General features: G+C 68.9%; 21 protein-coding genes. 17 read left to right on the forward strand and 4 right to left on the reverse strand.

Annotated elements, in window-relative coordinates:
- The first annotated feature begins 102 nt into the window (after positions 1-102).
- Complete coding sequence (locus WC815_10440; GenBank protein MFA5909184.1) at positions 103-594, forward strand: universal stress protein; 492 nt, start codon at positions 103-105, stop codon at positions 592-594.
- Between the two features lie 8 nt (positions 595-602).
- Here WC815_10440 and WC815_10445 read toward each other — a convergent pair whose 3' ends face one another.
- Positions 603-2,729, reverse strand: coding sequence for an acetate--CoA ligase family protein (locus tag WC815_10445; GenBank protein MFA5909185.1), 2,127 nt, complete (start codon positions 2,727-2,729; stop codon positions 603-605).
- A 240-nt stretch (positions 2,730-2,969) separates the two neighbouring features.
- Between WC815_10445 and WC815_10450 the strand changes: the two genes are divergently transcribed.
- Positions 2,970-3,866 carry a universal stress protein gene (locus WC815_10450; GenBank protein MFA5909186.1) on the forward strand — a complete coding sequence of 299 codons (897 nt, stop codon included), beginning with the start codon at positions 2,970-2,972 and terminating at the stop codon, positions 3,864-3,866.
- A gap of 57 nt (positions 3,867-3,923) precedes the next feature.
- Here WC815_10450 and WC815_10455 read toward each other — a convergent pair whose 3' ends face one another.
- The gene (locus WC815_10455; GenBank protein ID MFA5909187.1) at positions 3,924-5,657 is read right to left on the reverse strand and encodes an HAD hydrolase family protein; all 1,734 of its coding nucleotides are present in this window, start codon (positions 5,655-5,657) and stop codon (positions 3,924-3,926) included.
- Between the two features lie 74 nt (positions 5,658-5,731).
- Complete coding sequence (locus WC815_10460) at positions 5,732-6,262, reverse strand: hypothetical protein (protein MFA5909188.1); 531 nt, start codon at positions 6,260-6,262, stop codon at positions 5,732-5,734.
- 120 nt (positions 6,263-6,382) lie between these two features.
- Here WC815_10460 and WC815_10465 point away from each other — a divergent pair, with 120 nt between their 5' ends.
- From WC815_10465 to WC815_10480, 4 genes are read left to right on the forward strand one after another with little or no spacing between them, the layout of a single operon-like run.
- Entirely contained in the window at positions 6,383-7,084 is a 702-nt protein-coding gene (locus WC815_10465; protein MFA5909189.1) for a BON domain-containing protein, read from the forward strand.
- Positions 7,084-7,968 (forward strand): L,D-transpeptidase family protein, encoded by an 885-nt coding sequence (locus WC815_10470; GenBank protein ID MFA5909190.1) that lies wholly within the window; start codon positions 7,084-7,086, stop codon positions 7,966-7,968. The genes WC815_10465 and WC815_10470 overlap by 1 nt, the downstream gene beginning before the upstream one ends.
- A gap of 16 nt (positions 7,969-7,984) precedes the next feature.
- Entirely contained in the window at positions 7,985-9,178 is a 1,194-nt protein-coding gene (locus WC815_10475; GenBank protein ID MFA5909191.1) for a cyclopropane-fatty-acyl-phospholipid synthase family protein, read from the forward strand.
- Positions 9,175-10,254 carry an NAD(P)/FAD-dependent oxidoreductase gene (locus tag WC815_10480; protein ID MFA5909192.1) on the forward strand — a complete coding sequence of 360 codons (1,080 nt, stop codon included), beginning with the start codon at positions 9,175-9,177 and terminating at the stop codon, positions 10,252-10,254. Before WC815_10475 ends, WC815_10480 begins: the two co-directional genes overlap by 4 nt.
- A gap of 10 nt (positions 10,255-10,264) precedes the next feature.
- Here WC815_10480 and WC815_10485 read toward each other — a convergent pair whose 3' ends face one another.
- Entirely contained in the window at positions 10,265-10,708 is a 444-nt protein-coding gene (locus tag WC815_10485; protein ID MFA5909193.1) for a PA2169 family four-helix-bundle protein, read from the reverse strand.
- A gap of 372 nt (positions 10,709-11,080) precedes the next feature.
- Between WC815_10485 and WC815_10490 the strand changes: the two genes are divergently transcribed.
- The 11 genes from WC815_10490 to hypE are packed head-to-tail and all read left to right on the forward strand — an operon-like array spanning position 11,081 to position 21,059.
- A complete protein-coding gene (locus tag WC815_10490; protein ID MFA5909194.1) occupies positions 11,081-11,239 on the forward strand; it encodes a hypothetical protein in 159 nt (52 codons plus the stop codon).
- Positions 11,236-12,351: a hydrogenase small subunit gene (locus tag WC815_10495; protein MFA5909195.1), complete on the forward strand. Its 1,116-nt coding sequence runs from the start codon at positions 11,236-11,238 to the stop codon at positions 12,349-12,351. The genes WC815_10490 and WC815_10495 overlap by 4 nt, the downstream gene beginning before the upstream one ends.
- Positions 12,348-14,054, forward strand: coding sequence for a nickel-dependent hydrogenase large subunit (locus WC815_10500; GenBank protein ID MFA5909196.1), 1,707 nt, complete (start codon positions 12,348-12,350; stop codon positions 14,052-14,054). The genes WC815_10495 and WC815_10500 overlap by 4 nt, the downstream gene beginning before the upstream one ends.
- Complete coding sequence (gene cybH / locus WC815_10505) at positions 14,051-14,773, forward strand: Ni/Fe-hydrogenase, b-type cytochrome subunit (GenBank protein ID MFA5909197.1); 723 nt, start codon at positions 14,051-14,053, stop codon at positions 14,771-14,773. Before WC815_10500 ends, cybH begins: the two co-directional genes overlap by 4 nt.
- The gene (locus WC815_10510; protein MFA5909198.1) at positions 14,766-15,332 is read left to right on the forward strand and encodes a HyaD/HybD family hydrogenase maturation endopeptidase; all 567 of its coding nucleotides are present in this window, start codon (positions 14,766-14,768) and stop codon (positions 15,330-15,332) included. Before cybH ends, WC815_10510 begins: the two co-directional genes overlap by 8 nt.
- Complete coding sequence (locus tag WC815_10515) at positions 15,325-15,687, forward strand: hydrogenase maturation nickel metallochaperone HypA (protein ID MFA5909199.1); 363 nt, start codon at positions 15,325-15,327, stop codon at positions 15,685-15,687. Before WC815_10510 ends, WC815_10515 begins: the two co-directional genes overlap by 8 nt.
- Complete coding sequence (gene hypB / locus WC815_10520; GenBank protein MFA5909200.1) at positions 15,684-16,343, forward strand: hydrogenase nickel incorporation protein HypB; 660 nt, start codon at positions 15,684-15,686, stop codon at positions 16,341-16,343. The genes WC815_10515 and hypB overlap by 4 nt, the downstream gene beginning before the upstream one ends.
- Positions 16,336-18,726, forward strand: coding sequence for a carbamoyltransferase HypF (gene hypF, locus WC815_10525; protein MFA5909201.1), 2,391 nt, complete (start codon positions 16,336-16,338; stop codon positions 18,724-18,726). Before hypB ends, hypF begins: the two co-directional genes overlap by 8 nt.
- A complete protein-coding gene (locus WC815_10530) occupies positions 18,636-18,893 on the forward strand; it encodes a HypC/HybG/HupF family hydrogenase formation chaperone (GenBank protein MFA5909202.1) in 258 nt (85 codons plus the stop codon). Before hypF ends, WC815_10530 begins: the two co-directional genes overlap by 91 nt.
- The gene (gene hypD, locus WC815_10535; GenBank protein ID MFA5909203.1) at positions 18,890-20,014 is read left to right on the forward strand and encodes a hydrogenase formation protein HypD; all 1,125 of its coding nucleotides are present in this window, start codon (positions 18,890-18,892) and stop codon (positions 20,012-20,014) included. Before WC815_10530 ends, hypD begins: the two co-directional genes overlap by 4 nt.
- Positions 20,004-21,059, forward strand: coding sequence for a hydrogenase expression/formation protein HypE (hypE, locus tag WC815_10540; protein ID MFA5909204.1), 1,056 nt, complete (start codon positions 20,004-20,006; stop codon positions 21,057-21,059). Before hypD ends, hypE begins: the two co-directional genes overlap by 11 nt.
- Positions 21,060-21,067 lie beyond the last annotated feature (8 nt).

Here is a 21,067-nt window from a genome sequence, read left to right on the forward strand (position 1 = left end):
GACGATCTTCAAAAATCGCGCCACAGGCCGGCGAGCTCTGGCATACATTGTGCTCAATCCAAAGTGCCGGCCCGACCGCCGGCGTTTCCAGTGAGGACTCCAATGGTTGTGCTGAAGAACATCCTGGTCGCCACGGACTTCGGCGAGCCGTCCGCCGTCGCCATGGCGTACGGCCGTGACCTGGCCCGCTCCTACAACGCCACTCTCCACGTGCTCCACGTCGTCGAGGACGTGATGATGCGCTACAGCCCCGAAGTCGGTTTCGCGATCCCGGATCTCCAGAAGGATCTGGAGAAGGCGGCGCAACGCGACCTCGACGCGGCCGTCACCGACGATGACCGCAAGACGCTGAAGGTCGTGCCGGTCGTGCAGACCAGCTTCAACGTGTCGGCGGGCATCACCGAGTACGCCAAGGTCAACGTCATCGATCTGATCATCGTCGGCACGCACGGGCGTGGCGCGGTGAAGCAGTTGCTGCTTGGCAGCGCCGCGGAACGCGTGGTGCGGACGGCGCCGTGCCCGGTGCTGGCGGTGCGCGCGAAGGAACGCGACTTCATCGCGCCCGATGCGTTGATCGCGGCGACCAAGGCCTAGGCGGCGGATTACCGGGCGGGCGTCGAGGGCGTCGCATCGACACGGACGCGAACGTCGATGGCCGATACGCCCCCCGGCAGCACCTTCAGGGGATTCAGATCCAGTTCCTGGATCTCTGGGCACAGGCTGAGGAGCGACGAAATGCGCAGGATGGTGTCCCTGAAAGCCGCCTCGTCCGCCGCCTCGGCGCCGCGAAATCCGCGGAGCAGCCGCACGCCCTTCAGCGCATTCACCATCTCGTGCGCATCCTGATCGGTCACCGGATGCAGGCGGCACGCCGAGTCCGCGAGCAGATCGACCAGCACGCCGCCGCTGCCGCACACCACCACGTGGCCGAAGGTGGCGTCGTTGATGGCGCCGACCATCATCTCGGCGCCGCTGCTCACCATCTGTTGCACCAGCAGGCCTTCCATGCGATCGCCCAGCGTCCTGGTGAGATCGCCGGCGGCGGCGCGCACGGCCGCCTTGGTGTCGAGGTTCAGGCGCAGGGCGCGATGCTCGGTCTTGTGCAGCAGCGCCGCGCCGACCGCCTTCAATGCCACGGGCATGCCGAGCGTGACGGCCGCCTCGACGGCCTCGTCGATCGACATCGCGAGGTGCGATCGCGGCGTGGCTATGCCGGCGGCGGCCATCAGCGCGTTCGCTTCGACCGCGTTCAGCCATCCGCCGCCACGCCGCATGGCGGTGTCCACCACCGCGCGCGCGATGCCAGGCTGGAAGTCGTGGAAGACCGGGACCTGTCCCAGCGGCTGCCGCCGCCACTCGCCGTAGGCCGCGACCCGGGCCAGGGCAATGGCGGCCGGTTCGGGAAACGCGTAGCAGGGCACGGCGGCGAGCGACTCCGGCGCGGCATGGCTGCGCATGAAGACACCGGCCACCGGCTTTCCCTGTCCCTGCGCGGCGGTCTCGGCAATCGCCGTGGCCACGTCGTCCGCACTGGTGATCAACGGCGGAATGAAGATCACCATCACGCTGTCCACCTGCGGATCGGCGAGCAGCAGCTCGAGCGCCTGCCGGTAATGCGCGGGCGACGCCGAGGCCAGCATGTCCACGGGGTTGTTGACGCTCGCCGCGTGCGGCAGGAACGCCTTGAGGCCCGCCTTGGTGGCGGCCGAGAGATCCGCGGCCGCCAGCCCGTGCGCCAGGCAGGCGTCAGCGGCGAGAATGCCGGGCCCGCCGGCGTTGGTCAGGATGGCGATGCGGCGTCCCTGCGGCAGCGGCTGGCGCGCGAGCAGCGTGGCGACGTCGAACAGTTCGGTGACGGTGTCGGTGCGGATGACGCCGGCCTGGTGAAACAGCGCGTCCACGAAATCATCGGATGAAGCCAGCGCGCCGGTGTGCGACGCCGCGGCGCGCGCGCCGGCGGCGGACCGTCCCGACTTCAACGCCACGATCGGCTTGGTCCGGCTGATGCGTCGCGCCAGGGTGCTGAACTTCGCCGGGTTTCCAAAGCTCTCGAGGTAGAGCAGGATCACCGCCGTGCGCGGATCGGTTTCCCAATACTGGAGCAGGTCGTTGCCCGAGACATCGGCCTTGTTGCCGACCGAGACGAAGCTCGAAATGCCGATGTTCAGCTGGCGGGCGTAGTCGAGGATCGCGAGGCCGAGCGCGCCGCTCTGCGTGGACATCGCCACGTTGCCGGCCGGCGGGTACACCGGCGAGAACGTGGCGTTCAGCGCGAACCGCGGGTCGGTGTTGAGCAGGCCCATGCAGTTGGGGCCGATGAGCCGGCAGCCGGCCTTTCGGATCTTCTCGACGATCTCGCGTTCGGCGGCGCGGCCCTCGGCGCCGCACTCGGCGAACCCGGCGCTGATGATGCAGATGGCCGCGACATTCTTCGCCAGGCAATCGTCCACGGCGGCGGGCACCTGCGCCGCCGGCACGACGACCACGGCAAGGTCCACGGCGTCCGGGATGTCGGCGACGTGCGGATAGGCCCTCAAGCCCTGGATGGACTCGGCAGTCGGATGCACCGGCACGACCGACCCGGTGAACCCGGTGGCCACGAGGTTGTGCAGGATTTCCGATCCGATCTTGTTGCGCTCCCGGCTGGCCCCGACGACGGCCACGCAGGCCGGCTCGAAGAAAGGCGTCAACGTGCGGGCGGGGGGGAACGACGCGTCCAGGTCAACCAAGTCGAGATGCCTCCGCCGCTCCCTCTGCACAGATCGGGCCGGAACCGCCGATTCTAGGGTATTCGCGCAGAAATTTGCAGAATTCGCCCCGCGCGACCCTGGCATCGGCGCGGAAATTTTCACGGGATCGTGGAAATGTCGCGGTTCCCTGGGGCCCCGCGCCGGGAGCCGTGGGGAAACGGGCTGGCACGGAGGTTGCCCCTGTAACCGCCGAACGGTCACCCAGAAAAGGACCAGACCATGACGCCCGACATCAAGAGCATCCTCGTTCCCGTGGACTTCAGCTCGAACTCCGCTCGCGCTCTCGACTACGCCCACGCCCTGGCCACCAGGCTCGGCGCCTCGCTGCACTTGATCCACGTGTGCGAGGTCCCCGCGCTCAGGACCGGGTCGATGGACGCCTACGCGATCGCGTACTCGAACTGGAGCCAGCAACTCGGGGAGGAGGCCGAGCGGCAGCTCTTGACGCTGACGCCGAACCTCACCGGCGTCAGGGTGTCGACCGAGGTGCTGTTTGGCAACCCGGCGCGCGCCATCGTGACCGCGGCCGAGGCCCGCAAGCCGGACCTCATCGTCATGGGTACGCACGGGCACGGGGCCTTGATGCACGCCCTGATGGGAAACGTGGCCGAGCGCGTGGTGCGTATGGCGTCATGTCCGGTCCTGACCGTTCGCGAACCGCAGGAGCCTGTGGCCGATCGCTGGGTGACGAAGGGTGGCGTGGTGGCCGCGGTCGTATTGGCCGTGTCCCTCCTCGCGCCCGTCGCGGCGTCACCAGCGGCGGCCCAGGACACCGGCCGGCAACGGGTCACCGGTGCCGAGATCTACCGGACCTACTGCGCGACGTGCCACGGCCCGAACGGCCGCGGCGACGGACCGCTGGCCGACTCCATGCGCCGCAAGCCGCCTGACCTGACCGAGATCGCCAAGCGCAATGGCGGCCAGTACCCCTCGGAGGTGGTCTATCGCACGATCGACGGCAAGCAGCCGATTCGCGGCCACGGCGGGCCCGACATGCCGGTATGGGGCGATGCGTTTGCCCGCTCTCGCGATGGCGGCGACGCCGCGACCGTCAAGGAGCGCATCGATACGCTGGTGGACTTCGTCCGCACGCTACAAGTGAAGCCCGTGAACTGACGGCGGGCGGGACGGCGTGCCGCTGTCCCCGCCCGCGCGTATTCCACACCGACACCGCTAGTCTTCAGTCACGTCGTAGCGCGCGCGAATCGCGTTCACCATCCGCGGCAACGTGTCGGCATCGGTCGCCGCGCCCGGCGCCTGTTCGATCGCCTTCAGTTCGGCGGCCAGCGCGAAATCACCAAACACGTCGTGGATCCATCGAGAGAAGTCGCCCCGGCGGACATGATCCACCCCGTCAGGTGATCGCCGCTCCAACTCGGCGATGAACTGCCGCAGCGTCTTGGCCCGGCGCCCCGGTCCCGCGCCCGGCTTCGTGAACACGAAGGCGCGGCCCTCCGTCACCGGCACGTCCACGTATTTCTCGCGATGGCGAACGTGCGGCGTCATGCGCGGGCCCAGCGTGAACAGCACGAGGTCGCCGCCGGCTTCTTCGGTGATCGGCAGCGCCACGGCCTGCGACGTGGCCAGGTGGCTCAGCACGGACCAACGCTCGCGGCTGACCCCGCAGGTCAAGCAGCGCTGGCGCAGCGCCTCGATTTCCGCGGCCGAGGTTTCCCTCGTCACGATCATCACTTCGGTGGCCGCCAGCACCGCCGCCGGCAGGCGCGAGGCCCAGTAAGTCACGAAGGTATAGCCGTTGCGATCGAGGTCGACCAGGCTCGGCGTGTCGGCGTCGTGCAGGAAATAGTGCGCCTCGTCCACCACCACGCGATGGGGCAGGCCCGTGCGCCGCCGGATCTCGTTGATCGCCGGCAGCACGGCGCGGATGTATTCGATCTTCTCGTCCTGCGGACGTTGCGACAGGTCGATGACCACGCTGCGATCGGGGTAGCGGAGGGCGCGGGCGACCTCGCGCGGTGTCGGCGGCGGGTCCGCCCCGCCCAGCACCGATACCCCTGGCAGGCCCTCGAGCGATCCGTAGTCGCCTTCGGGATCGATCACGCACACGCAGTAGCCGTGCACGATCAACTGCTCGCACAGCAGGCCCGCGACCCACGACTTGCCGGACTTGGCGTCGCCGGCGATCAGGACGTTGCGCCCGCGGGCCGACAGCGAGAACTCGCGGCCGTCTTCGGTGTGACCCAGCCGCAGCCGGCGCCGGTCGTGCCTGGGCACCGGCAGCTGCCCTGCGCGCGCGAGGTCGCGGATGTAGGCCGCGACGGCGGAAGGATCCGAACCGGACACGACCACGTCCGCGGCCGCGCGCAGCGCTTGGCTGCCCCATTCCACGGCCGCGCCCACTTCGGCCAGGCGCAGCAACTCGTGGTCGTTCTCGGCGTCGCCGATCGCCACCATGTTGTGCGACGACAGGCGCAGCATGTCCAGCAGCGCGTGCAGCCCGGTGGCCTTGCTGACGCCCTGTCCGAGGATCATGACCCGCCCTTTGTTGAAGAGCAGCACGAGCGGCAGCTCCAGCCGGCGGATTGCGTCCAGCAGCCTCGGCGCGTCGGCGGCCGACGCATCGACCAGACACTCACCCGCCTGGTGGGGAATGCCCTGCAAACGCAGCTCGTCGAGGAACGCGGGGGGTATCGCCGGCATCAGCCGGTTGGTGTGGCCGGTCGCCGGGAAGTGGACGACGGCGCCGTTCTCCGCGACGATGCCATCGACGAAGTGCAGTTCCCCGGCAACGCGGCGAAGCTCGCTCAGGATGCGGCCGGTGACCAGCAGCACGGTGATACCGGTGGCCCGGATCGCGGCGATGGCGTCACGCACCGTCGGGTCGAGCGTGTCGTTGCGCGTGACAGTGCCGTCGTAGTCCAGCGCCAGCACGGAAAGTTTCACCATGACCGCACACTAATTCCCAGAGGATGGGGCGCGGGCGCGCCTTACACCGAGGGAACAAGCATGGTTGATGCCAGTCAGGAGCGTGGCGCAGACGCCACGACGCGAACCCTCATGTCGCTCAAACGGTCGAACATCCTGGCCTCGGCGCGAATCGGCCACCAGTCGTACAGGAACACCTCCAGCGGACGCCACATGGCGACCCAGCCGCCGATCAGCAGACTTTCCCGGATGATGCCGCCGAAGTTCCCGCCGCTCAGCAGCTTGGCGAGCAGGTCGCCGAGGCCAATCGACAACGCCACGGCCGCGACCCCGATCATCAGGCTGGTGCGGCCGACCCGGAAAAGCTGCCGGAGGCGGCGCCGCGTGACCACGGCCCGCTGCTTGAAGTACTCCCGGATCGCGTCCTTCAGGACGGCCACCTCAGCCGGGGTCACGGCCTGCAGGTCAACGTGCACAACCAGGGCCAGCGGAACGTCCGAGTGGAGCTCGCTGGCCCACCCGGTGATGAATTCCTCGGCCCTCGGATCCAGGTCGCGTTCGCGAAACGGCGTCGGATCCAGGGAGTTGAAGAGTTGCTTCAGGTCGCCGACATTCACCTCGATCAAGGCGCAATTCTTCAGTATTTCGTCGTCGTTCGAACGCTCCGACGCAGTCATGGCAACTCCTCGAGCAGGATACTCCGGTGGCACGTGTTTGGCATTGATGGACCCCAAAGGAAAGCCGCCATGACTACAGCCGCCTCTGCACAGATCAACACCATGCTCCGGGACGCTGTCGCGCAACAGCTCGAGTGGGATTCGGAGGTGGATGCGACCGACGTCGGCGTCAGCGCACGCGGCGGCGTGGTCGCGCTCACCGGCTTCATCGATACCTATGCCGGCAAGCTGGCCGCCGAACGGGCGGCCAAGCGGGTCCGCGGCGTCCGTGCCGTCGCCAACGACATCCAGGTTCGCCTGCGTCTCGGACGCACCGATCCGGAGATTGCCGCCGACATCGACGCCGCCCTGCGGATGCGCGTCGCCATTCCAGAAACCGTGCAGGCGGTCGTGCACGGCGGGCACATCACCCTCACCGGCCTGGTCCCCACCTACTTCATTCGTGCGCTCGCGGCCGAAGCCGTGCGCCACATTCCCGGGGTCAGCGACGTCACCAACTACATCCGCGTCGAGGCGGCAGCGTCGGTTCGCGACCTGCGCCGGCGCATCGTGCAGGCGCTCCATCGCAGCGCCGAGGTCGATGCCCGTGGTGTCGCCATCGTGATTGACGGCTCGGCCGTCAGGCTCGAAGGCGAAGTGGCGTCGTGGGCCGAAATGGAAGCCGTCGAGAACGCCGTGATGCACGCGCCCGGCATCACCGACGTGGACAACCGGATCACGGTCGCGCCGCACCTCGTCCCGATACCCCCGGTTGACGTCGAGATCTGCTGATGACGCGCCTCCTGCGGTGCGCGCTGCTGGCGCTGGCCGCGGGGGCCGGCGACCCGGCGCGCGCGCAGGAGGTTCCCCTTGTGCGAACCGCGCTCACCGGCTCCGTGTTCGCCTACCCGGTCGCCGACGGCGACACGCTGGGCTCGGTCAGCGCGCGGTTCGGCGCCGGCGTCGCGGCGATCGTCGAGCTCAACGGCATCCGCCGGCAGGACAAGCTGGTGCCGGGGCAGGTGCTGACCATCGACAACCGCCACCTCGCCGTCGTCGAGAGTCGATTCCAGATCACCTTGAACATCCCCCAGCGCCTGTTGTTCCTGGTGGAAGGCGACACGGTGTCCGCCTACCCGATTGCGGTCGGCCTGCGCAGTTGGCCGACACCGGTCGGCGGCTTCACGGTCGTGGACAAGGAAGAGAACCCGACCTGGGACGTGCCGGTGTCGATCCAGGAAGAAATGCGGGCTCAGGGCAAGCCGGTCATCACCAGGATGCCGCCATCACCGGAGAATCCGCTGGGCGCGCACTGGATTCGCACGTCGCTGCCCGGCATCGGCATTCACGGCACCATTGCGCCCTCCAGCATCTACAACTTCGCGAGCCACGGCTGCATCCGCGTCCACCCGGATGACGTGGCGTTGCTGTACATGCGGGTCGAAATCGGCGCGCCCGGCGCGAGCATCTATCGCCCGATCACGATCGCGCGCATCGACGATCGGGTGTTCGTCGAGGCGCACCCGGATGGCTACAAGCGAGGGCCGCTGGGGCTTGCACACGTTCAGGCGATGGCCGAGCGCGACGGCTACGCGGAGATGGTAGATTGGCCCGCCGTGGAACGCGTCCTTCGCCTGCAACGAGGGCTGGCCGTCGATGTGACCAAGGACGAATGACCTGAAGGAGGCCCATGTGACGCGCCCGCATCACGTCGTCGCCACCGCCGTCCAACGCTCCATCGCCGCCGCCCGGGTCCGCCTCGAACTATGGGATGGCACCTCGTCTTACGGCGGCACGAACCCGCCGGTCGGTGACCTCGTCGTGCGCGATACCGGCACGCTGGTCGGCCTGGCCCTCAACCCTGAACTCGCCTTCGGCGAGGCCTATACGGCCCGGCGGCTCGACGTGCGCGGGCCGCTCGAGCCGGTGGTCGAGGCGCTCTCGCGGCTGCCCTCGCCGTTGACCTGGCCGCAGCGCCTCGGCGCCTGGATCTCGAGCCGCAACTCGCTCGCCACGTCCCGCCGCAACGTGCATCACCATTACGACCTCGGGAACGACTTCTACGCGCTGTGGCTGGACCCGGCCCTGGTTTATACCTGCGCCTACTTCGCGCGGCCCGAGATGTCGTTGGCGGAGGCGCAGACCGCCAAGCTCGACCTGGTCTGCCGGAAGGTGGCGCTGCGCTCCGGCGACTTCGTGGTCGAAGCCGGGTGCGGGTGGGGTGCGCTCGCGCTGCACATGGCGCGGCACTACGGCGCCCGCGTCCGCGCCTTCAACATCTCACGCGAGCAGCTGGAATTCGCGCGCGCCCGCGCCGTCCGTGAAGGCCTCGCCGGCCGCGTCGAGTTTGTCGAAGACGACTACCGCAACGTGACGGGGCAGTGCGACGTGTTCATGTCGGTCGGCATGCTCGAGCATGTCGGGGTCCACCACTTCGCGTCACTCGCCGCCGTGCTGCGGCGCGCGGTCAGGCCCGACGGCGGGCGTGGTTTTCTGCATTTCATCGGCCGTGACGTGCCGCGCCCGTTGAACCCGTGGATTCGGCGCCGGATCTTTCCCGGCGCTTACCCGCCGACGCTCGCGGAGGTGACGTCGCGCGTGCTGTCGCCGGCGGGCATGTCGGTCGTTGACGTGGAGAACCTGCGCCTCCACTACGAGCGCACGCTGGCGTGCTGGAGCGAGCGGTTCGCGGAGGCGAGAGACCAGGTGACGGCGCGCTACGGCGATGAGTTCACGCGGGCGTGGGAGTTGTACCTGGCCGGGTCGCAGGCCGCCTTCGCCTCCGGCTGGATGCAGCTGTTCCAGATCGTGTTCGCGCCGCACGGGTCGGCGCCGCCGTCGTGGATCCGTCCGGATCCGCGCGTGCCGGCGCGGGAGCCGGCATGATCCGCTGCGATGCCCTGGTGGTGGGCGGCGGGCCCGCGGGTTCGACGTGCGCGCGGGCGCTGCGGCTGGCGGGTTGGGACGTGATCGTCGCGGACGCGGCGCGCTTCCCGCGCGACAAGGTGTGCGCCGGGTGGCTGACGCCTGAGGTGTTCACCGCGCTCGAGCTGGACCCGGGCGAATACCGCGACAGCGGGCTGACCCTGCAGGAGATCACGTCGTTCCGCACGGGCATCATCGGCCGCCGCCTGATCGACACGACCTACCCTCGGGTGGTCAGCTACGGCATCCGGCGCTGTGAATTCGACGACTTCCTGCTTCGGCGGGCGAACGTCCGCGTGCTGGAAGCTACGCCCATCGACACGCTCCGCCGGACGCGCACCAGCTGGATTGCCAACGACGCCATCGAGGCCACGGTGCTGGTCGGCGCCGGCGGGCATTTCTGCCCGGTGGCGAAGCACCTTCGCGGCGGCGCCGATACCGCGCGGCCGGTGGTCGCCAAGGAGGCGGAGTTCCTGCGCGAGGCTCATGCGGCGGATGCCGCCGGCGACGCGCCGTCATTGTTCTTCTGCCGGGATCTCGACGGCTACGGCTGGTGCGTGCCGAAGGGCCGCTACCTCAACGTCGGCATCGGCCGCCGCGGCAGCCGCGACTTCGCCGCCCACGTCAGGGACTTCATCGTGTTTTTGGAGGAGCGCCGCGTCATCCGCTCAGGCGCCGCGCTGCGATGGCGGGGCCACGCCTACCTCGCGGCCGGCGTTGGCCCGCGGCCGTTGATCGGGCCGGGTGTCGCGCTCGTCGGCGATGCCGCCGGGCTTGCATATCCGGAAAGCGGTGAAGGCATCCGGCCGTCCATCGAATCCGGCCGGCTGGCGGCGGAGGCGATTGTCGCCGCGGCCGGCCGCGACGACATCACGGCGCTGGAACCCTATGCCGAGGCACTGCGCGCGAAGCACCCGCCCGTCCCCCGCAACTCGGCGCCGGTGCGTGCCGTGACCGGCGCGCTCGGCCGCCTGCTCATGGGGTCGCCGGCCTTCACCAAGCACGTCGTGCTCGACCGGTGGTTCCTCCGCGCGTGAGGGCCGCGCCTCACATGGCTTCGGTCAGCGACCGGGCGAGGTCGTCGTGAGTGTCGCGCACTTCCCCGTATTGCCGCTCGACGAGGTCGCGCACCGATGGCGGCAGCAGGCCGTCCAGGGCGGTCTTGTAGGCGGCCAGGGTGATGGCATCGCCGCGCTGCGCTTCCCTGAGGATCGTCCGGTCGTCGTGGCCGCTCAAGTTGCTGCGCACGTCCATCCATCGCCGGTGCATGGACGCGGCGGTCGTGCCGTCGGTGGCCGCCGACCCGCCGAACCGTTGCGCGTGAGGCAGCAGTTCCTCGGCGGCGCGGGCCCGCCGCCCGGCGAGATCGCTGAACAGGGTCTTCAACCCGGGATCACTGACGAGCTCGGCGGCGTGGATGAAGCCGTGCTCGCCATCCTTGCAGCTCTCGATCAAGTGATTCAGAAGCGCCCGCGAACTTGGATCTGACATGACACCCTCCGGCGCCGCCGCGGAACGGTCGCAGCACGACACCATTGGCAGTGATGCACGGATCGCGCCACCCACCTTCGCGCGAAGCGCTACGGTGGGCAAGCCGCTCCCGGGCAAGGCGCGACGGTGGGCAAGCCGCTCCGGCGCAAGGCGCGACGGTGGGCAAACCAAGCCGTCGGCGGTGACCCGGAATAGTTCGCACCGCCACTGAAATCTCCCCGGGCCTGCCCGGCGGCCAGCGCCACTTTGCGCCGGTTCAGCCGCAGTGCTGGTCTGGCTCAAGGCTTGCACCGGGGCGCCCCCGGAAGGGCGACCCCGCTGCAAGCCTGCCCTCCAGACCGTCGTCAATTCGGGCGTCACGGAGTCAATGGGATGAGACGTCACCACGAGGAGATTGCGGCGGCATCTGCCCTCGTCCCCGCGGTCAGCGCGCTCATACCAATCACGATCGCCATCTGGGTTCGCGTCAAGGAGTGGCCCAGGAAGCCTGCGGGCGTGGACGGCCGGCGCGAAAGCGAGGGTAAGCCATGAGGAATCAACGCGACTGGTTGGCGGCTGAACTCGAACGCCGCGGTGTCACCCGGCGGGAGTTCATGGGATTCTGCGCCGCAATGGCCTCGGCCCTGGCCTTGCCCGATGCCGCGGCCGCGCAAATCGCGCGGGCCATCCAGAAGACGGAAAAGCCGGTGCTGGTCTGGCTGGAATTCCAGGATTGCGCGGGGAACACCGAGTCGTTCCTGCGCGCCAGCCGTCCGACGGCGGCTGAAGTGATCCTCGACACGCTGTCGATCGACTATCACGAGACCATCATGGCGGCGGCCGGCCACCAGGCCGAGGCCAACCTCGCGCGCACCGTCAAGGAGCGCCCGGGCGGCTACATCGCCGTGGTCGAGGGCTCGATCCCCACCGGCGCCAACGGCGCCTACTGCACCATCGGCGGGCGCTCGGCGCTCGACATTGCCCGCGAGGTCTGCGGCCAGGCCATGGCCACCATTGCCATCGGCACCTGCGCGTCCTTCGGCGGCATTCCGGCCGCCGGCCCGAACCCGACCGGCGCGCTCGGCGTCAGCGCCGCCGTGCCCGGGGTCAAGAACCTGATCAACCTCTCCGCCTGCCCGGCCAACGTCGAGAACCTCACGGCGCTGCTCGTGCACTTCCTCACCTTCAAGCGGTGGCCCGATCTCGACCACTATCGCCGGCCGCTGTTTGCCTACGGCAAGTCGATTCACGACGGCTGCGAGCGCCGCGCCCATTACGACGCGGGGCAGTACGTCGAAGAGTGGGGCGACGCCGGCCACCGCGCCGGCTACTGCCTCTACAAGATGGGCTGCAAGGGCCCGGTCGCGTTCCAGAACTGCCCGCACATCAAGTGGAACGGCGGCACCAACTGGCCGATTGGCTGCGGTCACCCGTGCATCGGCTGTTCCGAGCCCAACTTCTGGGACACGATGACGCCCTTCTACCAGCACCTGCCGGGCGTGCCCGGCTTCGGCGCCGCGTCCAACATCGACACCATCGGCCTGATCGCGGTGACCGGTGTCGGCGCCGCCTTCGCCGGACACGGCCTGATCCAGATCATGAAGCGGGTGGGTGAAGACGCCGAGCCCGTGACGCCCAAGACCGAAGAGGGAGGCCAGCAATGAGCCGTGTGATTGTTGACCCGGTCACCCGCATCGAGGGCCACCTGCGCATCGAGGCGGAGGTGGACGGCGGCGTCGTCAAGGACGCCTGGTCGTCATCGACGATGTTCCGCGGCATCGAGTTGATCCTCAAGGGCCGCGACCCGCGCGACGCGTGGGCGTTCGCGCAGCGCATCTGCGGTGTCTGCACCACCGTGCACGCCATCGCCTCGATCCGGGCGGTGGAGAACGCCATCGGCTCGGCGCCGCCGCCGAACGTGCGGCTGTTGCGGAACCTGATCATCGGGGCGCAATGCGTGCAGGACCACGTCGTGCACTTCTACCACCTGCACGCGCTCGACTGGGTGGACATCGTCTCGGCCCTCTCCGCCGATCCGGCGAAGACGTCGTCACTCGCACAGTCGATTTCTGACTGGCCGCTGTCGAGCCCGACCTACTTCGCCGGCGTGCGGGATCGCGTCAAGGCGTTCGTGGAGCGCGGCCAGCTCGGCCCGTTCGCGAACGCGTACTGGGGCCACCCCGCCTACCGGCTGCCGCCCGAAGCCAACCTGATGGCGGTGGCGCATTACCTCGAGGCGCTCGACTGGCAGCGCGAGTTCATCAAGCTGCACGCCGTGCTCGGCGGCAAGAACCCGCACCTGCAAAGCTTCCTCGTCGGCGGCATGTCGACGCCGATCGATCCCAACAGCCAGTCGGCCCTGAACGCCGGCACGATCGCGGAACTGAAGCAACTGGTCGCCCGGGCGCGCGACTTCGTCGTCCGCGTCTACATTCCCGACCTGCTGGCCATCGCCGGGTTCTACAAGGACTGGGCCGGACACGGCAAGGGCGTCGGCAACTACCTGGCCTACGGCGAGTATCCCGATGACGACACCGCGTCGCCGGCACTGTTCATCCCCGGCGGCATCATTCGCGGCCGGGACATCTCGAAGACCGAGACCTTCGACGCCGCCAAGGTGACGGAGTACATCTCGCACTCCTGGTATGACTACCAGCAGGGCGATGCGGTGTCGCTGCATCCCTTCAAGGGCGAGACCTCGCCGAACTACACCGGCCCGACGCCGCCCTACGAGCGGCTCGACACCGACAAGAAGTACTCGTGGCTGAAGTCGCCGCGCTACGCCGACGAGCCCATGGAAGTGGGGCCGCTGGCCCGCATGCTGGTCGCTTACGTGTCGGGCCAGCCGCGCGTGAAGGAACTGGTGGACGGCGTCTTGAAGGCGCTCAACGTCGGCCCCGAGGCGCTGTTCTCGACCCTTGGCCGCGTCGCCGCCCGCGGCATCGAGACCCAGCTGCTCGCCGAAAAGATGGACGCCTGGGTGGATGGACTGGCCGCCAACATGGAGGCCGGCGACTTCCGGATCCACGACACCAGCAAGTGGGATCCCTCGTCGTGGCCGGCCGAGGCGATGGGTGCCGGCTTCCACGAAGCCCCCCGCGGGGCGCTGGCGCACTGGGTGAACATCGGCAACGGCCTGATCCAGAACTATCAGTGCGTGGTGCCGAGCACCTGGAACGCCGGCCCCCGCGACGCCAAGGGGCGCCGCGGACCCTACGAGGAGGCGCTGATCGGGACGCCGGTGGCTGACGCCGAACGGCCGATCGAGATCCTGCGCACCGTCCACAGCTTCGATCCGTGCATGGCCTGCGGCGTCCACGTCGTTGACGCGCGCGGCCGCCAGATCACGGATGTGAGGGTGTCGTGACGACCGTCGGGTCGCTCCGGCGCGTGTATGTGTGGCAAGTCCCGGTGCGGCTCACGCACTGGCTGATTGCCGCATCCATCATCGTGCTAGCGGTCACCGGCTTCTACATCGGGCGGCCGATGATCACCGTCCCCGGACCGGCCGGCGAATCGTTCTTCATGGGCTGGGTCAAGGTCGTTCACGGGTATGTCGCCTACGTGTTCCTCACCGCGGTGGTCGTCCGCCTGATCTGGATGTTCACCGGCAACAAGTACGCGCGATGGGACAAGTTCCTGCCGGTCCACCCGTCCCGGCGCCACGGCCTGTGGCCGACCGTCAAGTTCTACCTGTTTGCCCAGCGCAAGCCACCCGGCTTCGTCGGCCACAACCCCGTGGCGGGAGCAACGTACATGTTGGTGTTCGGCCTCTACTTCGTGGCCATCATCACCGGACTGATGTTGCGAAGCGCCAGTGCCGATGTCGAATCCCCTGTCAGATGGTTCGCATCGCTGGCTCCCATCATCGGCGGCCTGCAGGTCGCCCGGTGGATTCATCACGGCGTGATGTGGCTGCTGCTGGGGTTCGCCGTGCACCACGTCTACAGCGCCGTCCTGATGTCCACCGTCGAGGCCAACGCGACGATGGAGTCGATCTTCTCAGGCTACAAGTTCGTCCCGCCGGAGGATCTCGAGTACTCCGGCTACCGGTTCATCAACCGGAAAGGCCAAGTCGATGAATGAGCGCACTCCGCTGCTCGTGCTCGGACTCGGCAACGTGCTGCTCGAGGACGATGGCGTCGGTTCCGCGGCGGTGACGCGGCTGCGCGATCACTACGACGCGGCCGAGGGCGTCCGCGTCTTCGACGGCGGCACGCTGGGGCTCGCCCTGCTGCCGTACCTCGATCAGGCCGACGCGGTGATCCTCGTTGACGCGGTTCGCACCGACGCGGCGCCTGGCACGTTCGTGCGTCTTGATGGCGATGATGTCCCGCCGGCGGTGGCGACGCGTCTGTCCCCGCACCAGGTCGGCGTCGCCGACCTGCTGGACGGCGCCCGCTGGCTCGATCGCTATCCGACCCGCGTCGTGCTGTTGGGTCTGGTGCCGCAGTCGATCGAGCTCGGCATCGGGCTGACACCGGCGGTCGCCGACGGACTGGCCGGCCTCGTCGAACGCGTCGCCGATGAAGCGGCGGCGATCGGCTTCCCCTTCCGCCTGAAAGCCGTCGCTGCCACCTCCGACATCGGCGATGCGGTTGACGTGGGCCGGCTGGCCGCGTCGGCGGAGTGCGGCCATGCATGAGCTGACCATGGCCGCCGGCATCCTCGACATCGTCCAACAGAACGTCGCCGCCGCCGACGCCGGCCGGGTGCGCGCCGTCCGCGTGCGCGTCGGCGACATGGCGGGTGTGGTGCCGGATTCGCTCGAGTTCTGTTTCGAGGCCATCGTCGCCGACACGCCCTACGCGGCCGCCTTCCTCGAGATCGATCGCGTGCCGGCGCTGGCCACGTGCGGCGAGTGTGGCTGTTTTACCAGGCTGGCGCAGCCGCTGTTCGTGTGCCCCGCGTGCGGCGCCATGGGGATGGCCCTGCAGTCCGGCGACGAGCTGCAGGTCGTGGACCTCGAGCTCGACGACACGGTCGAGGGGGCGGCATGAGCGTGGTCACCATCGAACGCAAGGTCCTGCAGAAGAACGACGACCTTGCCGCCTCCAACCGCGAGCTGTTCGCGCGCAACGGGCTGCTGGTCCTCAACATCGTCAGCTCGCCGGGCGCCGGCAAGACAACGCTGCTCGAAGCGACGATCGAGGAGTTGAAAGACCGCGCCCGCATCGCGGTGGTCGAAGGCGACGTCCAGACCGACATCGACGCGCAACGCGTGGCCCGCTACGGCGTGCCGGTGGTGCAGATCGTGACCAACGGGGGCTGTCACCTGGAAGCCGCCCTGGTGGCCGCCGCGGTGGAGCGCCTCGACCTCGATCAGGTGGACCTGCTGGTGATCGAGAACGTCGGCAACCTGGTATGCCCGGCCAACTTCGACCTCGGCGAGGCGATGAAGGTGGTGGTCCTCAGCACGACCGAGGGCGCCGACAAGCCGCTCAAGTACCCCGCCATGTTCCGCCGGGCCGCGGTCCTCATCATCAACAAGGTGGACCTGCTGCCGTACGTGAACGTTGACGTCGAGGAGATCAAGCGCAACGCCCAACACATCAACCCCAAGCTGGTGGTGTTCGAGACGGCGGCGACCGCGCGGCTCGGCATCACGGAGTGGTGCGACTGGCTGGTGGCCAGGCTCGCCGCCGGCCATGCGTGAACGCCTGCGGCTCGCGGTGCGCGGCGCCGTGCAGGGGGTGGGCTTCCGGCCGTTCGTGTTCCGGCTGGCCGAGGAACTCGCGGTCAGCGGCTGGGTCCGCAACTCGACGCTCGGGGTGAGCATCGAGGTCGAGGGCCGCCGCCCGGTGCTGGATTTGTTCCGCGCCCGCCTCGCCACCGAGCTGCCGCCCCGCGCCGTGATTCACAGTCTCGAGGCGTCGTGGCTGGACGCGGTCGGTCACCCCGCCTTCCAGATTCTCGACAGCGTTCGCGACGGCGCGATCTCGGCGCTGGTGCTGCCGGACCTCGCCATGTGCGACGACTGCCGTCGCGAGATCCTCGATCCCGCCAACCGGCGTTACCGCTATCCGTTCACCAACTGCACCAACTGCGGACCGCGCTTCAGCATCATCGAGTCGCTGCCCTACGACCGCGCCAACACCTCGATGCGGCACTTCACCATGTGCGGGGCCTGCCGGCGCGAGTACCACGACCCCCACGACCGCCGGTTTCACGCGCAGCCCAACGCCTGCCCGCACTGCGGCCCGCGCCTGGCGGCGTGGGATGTCACCGGCAAGGTGATCGCCGAGCAGGACGCCGCGCTGCGCGCGGCGTCCGCCGCCATCCGCGCCGGCGCCATCGTCGCCGTCAAGGGACTGGGCGGATTTCATTTGATGTGCGACGCCGGCAACGACGCCGCGATCGGGCACCTGCGGAAGCGCAAGCACCGCGACGAGAAGCCGTTCGCGGTGATGTGCTCCGACCTGGCGGCCGTCCGCCGTCACTGCCTCGTGGCGGATGCGGAAGCGCGCCTGCTGACGTCGCCGGAATCGCCTATCGTGTTGCTGGCCAGGCGCGCGGATGCCGCGGACGGCCTGGCGCCGTCGGTGGCCCCCGGCAATCCCAACCTGGGCGTCATGCTCCCTTACACGCCGCTGCACGAGTTGCTGGTGGGCGACGTTGGCGGGCCGGTCGTGGCCACCAGCGGCAATCAATCCGATGAGCCGATTTGCACCGACGAGCAGAACGCCATCGAGCGGCTGGCGACCATCGCCGACCTGTTCCTGGTCCACGATCGGCCCATCGCCCGTCACGTCGACGACTCGATCGTGCGCATCGTGCTCGACCGCGAGCTGGTGCTGCGGCGGGCGCGCGGGTATGCGCCGCTGCCGATCCCGATCAAGCAACTGTCACCACCGGTGCTGGCGGTGGGCGCGCACCTGAAGAACACGGTGGCGCTGGCCTCGGGCACGGACATCATCGTCAGCCAGCACATCGGCGACCTCGAATCGGCCGAGGCGAGCGCGGCTTTCGTCAAGGTGCTTACCGACCTCCCGCACTTGTACGAAGTCGCGCCCGTCGCGGTCGTCGCCGACCTGCATCCCGATTACCGTTCGACCAGGCACGCCGCCTCGCTCGGCTTGCCGGTGTCGCACGTGCAGCATCACGTCGCCCACGTCGCGGCGTGCATGGCCGAGAACGAACTGGACGGCCCGGCGCTCGGCGTGGCGTGGGACGGCACCGGCTACGGCCTGGACGGCACGGTGTGGGGCGGCGAGTTCTTCGCGGTCAACGGCGGGTCGTTCACGCGCGTCGCCTGCCTGCGGCCATTCCAGCTGCCCGGCGGTGATCGCGCGATCAAGGAACCGCGGCGGTCGGCCCTTGGCGCGCTGCATGCGATTGCCAGCGAGATCGCCATCGTCGGCCCGTCGCTGACCGCGGGCGCGTTCAGCCCGAGCGAACAGGCGTTGCTCATCGACGCGATGGCGCGCGGTGTGAACGCACCGGTCACCACCAGCGCCGGCCGGCTGTTCGACGCCGTCGCCTCGATCGCCGGCCTGCGCCAGCGCACGAGCTTCGAGGGGCAGGCGGCGATGGACCTCGAGTTCGCCATCACTCCGGGCGTCCACGACGCCTACCCCTTCACGCTGTCGGAAGAGGGCAGCCAGTACGCCCTTGGTTCGTGGCAGGCGCCGCGGCTGGTGATCGACTGGGCGCCGATGGTGCGCGCGGTCCTCGACGACGCCGCCGGCGAGGTGGCCGTTGGCGTGATCGCCGCCCGCGCCCACAACACCATGGTCGAGATGATCGTGGCCACCGCGTTGTTCTTCGAGCAGGCGGCCGTGGTCTTGAGCGGCGGATGCTTTCAGAACCGCTACCTGATCGAGCAGACCGTGACCAGATTGCGGCGGGCGGGATTCCGGCCGTACTGGCACCAGCGCATTCCCACCAACGACGGCGGCATCGCGCTGGGACAGATCGCCGCTTACCTTCGCGCCAAGGAGAGCCTTTCATGTGCCTCGCCATTCCCGGACGCATCCTCACGATTGACGGCGCCGACCCTGTGCTTCGCAGCGGCCGGGTTGACTTCGCCGGCGTCGTGAAGCGCGTCAACCTGAGCTACGTGCCCGACGCCGCGGTCGGCGACTTCGTGCTGGTGCACGTCGGTTTCGCCATTTCAACGGTGGACGAAGCCGAGGCGCGGCAGGTCTTCCGCTACCTCCGGGAAATGGGCGAGCTGGCCGAACTCGAAGACGGAGAGCCGTCATGAAGTTCATCGACGAGTATCGCGACCCCGAAGCCGCCGCCGGCTACGCCCGCGCCTTGCGCCGCATCACGACGCGGCCGTGGACGCTGATGGAAGTGTGCGGCGGGCAGACCCATGCGATCGTCAAGTTCGGCGTCGATGAGCTGCTGCCGCCGGAGGTGGAGCTGGTCCACGGGCCCGGCTGTCCGGTGTGCGTCACGCCCCTCGAGCTGATCGAGAAGGCGATCGAGATCGCGTCGATGCCCGGGGTGATCTTCTGTTCGTTCGGCGACATGCTGCGCGTGCCGGGCGGCGCCCACGATCTGTTGACGGTCAAGGCCCGCGGCGGCGACGTGCGCATTGTCTACTCGCCGCTCGACGCCGTGACGATCGCGCGCGACCACCCCGATCGCGAGGTGGTGTTCTTCGCGGTGGGCTTCGAGACCACGGCACCGGCCAACGCGATGGCCGTGTTCCAGGCCGCGCAGCTCGGCCTGAAGAACTTCTCGCTGCTGGTGTCGCACGTGCTGGTGCCGCCGGCGATGGAGGCGATCCTGTCGTCGCCGAAGAGCCGCGTGCAGGGGTTCCTCGCCGCCGGACACGTGTGCAGCGTGATGGGCTACACCGAGTACGAGCCGCTGGCCGCCCGCTATCGCGTGCCGATCGTGGTCACCGGCTTCGAGCCGCTCGACATCCTGCAAGGCGTCTACATGTGCGTCAAACAGCTCGAGGAAGGGCGCGCCGAAGTGGAGAACCAGTACGCCCGCGCGGTGCGGCGCGACGGCAACGTGCCGGCGCAGTTGCTGATGCGAGAGGTCTTCCGCATCGTGCCGCGCAAGTGGCGCGGCGTCGGCGAGATTCCCGCCAGCGGGCTCGGCCTGGCCGAGCCGTACGCCGCGTTCGATGCCGAGCTGCGGTTCGGCGTGGCGGACCACACCGCCGACGAGCCGACCGAATGTTGCAGCGGCCAGATCATGCAGGGGCTGATGAAGCCGCACGAGTGCCCGGCCTTCGGCACGCGATGCACGCCCGAGCATCCGCTGGGCGCCACCATGGTGTCGTCGGAAGGCGCCTGCGCCGCGTATTATCGCTACCGGCGCCTGAAAGTGCCGCCGCAGGAAAAGGTGGTGGTCCGTGGCAATTGACCTCGTGGGGGGGCTGACCTGTGCGGTCCCGATCGGCGATCACACGCACGTGCTGCTGGCCCACGGCGGCGGCGGCCGCCTGACCAACCAGCTGATCGACGGGCTGTTTCTGCCCGCCTTCGGCAATCCCGCGGCGCACGCGCACCATGACGGCGCGCACCTGCACCTGGGCGGCGCCCGCCTGGCCTTCACCACTGACTCCTACGTCGTGCGGCCGATGTTCTTTCCCGGCGGCGACATCGGCACGCTGGCGATCAACGGCACGGTAAATGACCTGGCGATGTGCGGCGCCCGCCCGCAATTCCTGAGCGTCGGCTTCGTCATCGAGGAAGGGCTGCCGATGGACAGCCTGCGGCGGATCGTGGCATCGATGAAGGCGGCGGCCGAGGCCGCCGGCGTGACGGTGGTGACCGGCGACACCAAGGTGGTGGACCGCGGCAAGGGCGACGGGGTCTACGTGAACACCGCCGGCGTCGGCCTCATCGAGTACGACGGCCTGATCGCGCCGGCGAGCGTCCGCCCGGACGATGTGGTGCTGCTGTCGGGGGATATCGGGCGTCACGGCATGGCCGTGATGGCCGCGCGTGAGGGCCTGCAATTCGAGTCGGACATCGAGAGCGATTGCGCGCCGCTGGCCGCGCCGGTGCTGGCCTTGATCGAGGCGGGCGTCACGATCCATTGCCTCAGGGATTTGACGCGAGGCGGCGTCGCCAGCGCCACCGTTGAAATCGCCGAGTCCACCGGCCTGCACATCCGGCTGTCGGAGCAGGCCATCCCGATCCGGGAAGACGTGCGCGGCGCGTGCGAGATTCTCGGCTTTGACCCGTTATACGTCGCCAACGAAGGCCGTTTCATTGCCTTCGTGCCGGCCGCCGAGGCCGACCGCGCGCTCGACATCCTGCGGCGTCACGCGGTGAGCCGCGACGCGATCGCGATTGGCACGGTGTCGGCAGAACCACGCGCCCTGGTCACGCTCAAGAGCCGCATTGGCGCAACCAGGGTGGTGGACATGCTGAGCGGCGAGCAACTGCCGCGAATCTGCTGAGGCCTGTC

It is taken from the genome of Vicinamibacterales bacterium (assembly GCA_041659285.1).
Taxonomy (GTDB): domain Bacteria; phylum Acidobacteriota; class Vicinamibacteria; order Vicinamibacterales; family UBA2999; genus 12-FULL-67-14b.

Bases quoted from the DNA above. Each gene is read 5' to 3' on its own strand.
- WC815_10440 (MFA5909184.1), top strand. From the start codon at position 103: ATGGTTGTGCTGAAGAACATCCTGGTCGCCACGGACTTCGGCGAGCCG.
- WC815_10450 (MFA5909186.1), top strand. From the start codon at position 2,970: ATGACGCCCGACATCAAGAGCATCCTCGTTCCCGTGGACTTCAGCTCG.
- WC815_10455 (MFA5909187.1), bottom strand. From the start codon at position 5,657: ATGGTGAAACTTTCCGTGCTGGCGCTGGACTACGACGGCACTGTCACG.
- WC815_10465 (MFA5909189.1), top strand. From the start codon at position 6,383: ATGACTACAGCCGCCTCTGCACAGATCAACACCATGCTCCGGGACGCT.
- WC815_10470 (MFA5909190.1), top strand. From the start codon at position 7,084: ATGACGCGCCTCCTGCGGTGCGCGCTGCTGGCGCTGGCCGCGGGGGCC.
- WC815_10480 (MFA5909192.1), top strand. From the start codon at position 9,175: ATGATCCGCTGCGATGCCCTGGTGGTGGGCGGCGGGCCCGCGGGTTCG.
- WC815_10485 (MFA5909193.1), bottom strand. From the start codon at position 10,708: ATGTCAGATCCAAGTTCGCGGGCGCTTCTGAATCACTTGATCGAGAGC.
- WC815_10490 (MFA5909194.1), top strand. From the start codon at position 11,081: ATGAGACGTCACCACGAGGAGATTGCGGCGGCATCTGCCCTCGTCCCC.
- WC815_10495 (MFA5909195.1), top strand. From the start codon at position 11,236: ATGAGGAATCAACGCGACTGGTTGGCGGCTGAACTCGAACGCCGCGGT.
- WC815_10500 (MFA5909196.1), top strand. From the start codon at position 12,348: ATGAGCCGTGTGATTGTTGACCCGGTCACCCGCATCGAGGGCCACCTG.
- WC815_10510 (MFA5909198.1), top strand. From the start codon at position 14,766: ATGAATGAGCGCACTCCGCTGCTCGTGCTCGGACTCGGCAACGTGCTG.
- WC815_10515 (MFA5909199.1), top strand. From the start codon at position 15,325: ATGCATGAGCTGACCATGGCCGCCGGCATCCTCGACATCGTCCAACAG.
- hypB (MFA5909200.1), top strand. From the start codon at position 15,684: ATGAGCGTGGTCACCATCGAACGCAAGGTCCTGCAGAAGAACGACGAC.
- hypF (MFA5909201.1), top strand. From the start codon at position 16,336: ATGCGTGAACGCCTGCGGCTCGCGGTGCGCGGCGCCGTGCAGGGGGTG.
- WC815_10530 (MFA5909202.1), top strand. From the start codon at position 18,636: ATGTGCCTCGCCATTCCCGGACGCATCCTCACGATTGACGGCGCCGAC.
- hypD (MFA5909203.1), top strand. From the start codon at position 18,890: ATGAAGTTCATCGACGAGTATCGCGACCCCGAAGCCGCCGCCGGCTAC.